The 244-nt window shown below is 54.5% G+C and carries 1 rRNA gene; it reads right to left on the reverse strand.

Going from position 1 to position 244, the window contains the following annotated elements:
* Positions 1-244, reverse strand: a 16S ribosomal RNA gene (locus AC5O63_RS22480); the annotation flags it as partial.

Consider the following 244-nt stretch of genomic DNA (forward strand, 5'->3'; position numbering starts at 1 on the left):
ACCCACTTCTTTTGCAGCCCACTCCCATGGTGTGACGGGCGGTGTGTACAAGGCCCGGGAACGTATTCACCGTGGCATTCTGATCCACGATTACTAGCGATTCCGACTTCATGGAGTCGAGTTGCAGACTCCAATCCGGACTACGACGCACTTTTTGGGATTCGCTCACTTTCGCAAGTTGGCCGCCCTCTGTATGCGCCATTGTAGCACGTGTGTAGCCCTACTCGTAAGGGCCATGATGACT

It is taken from the genome of Vibrio sp. SCP2, assembly GCF_059295395.1.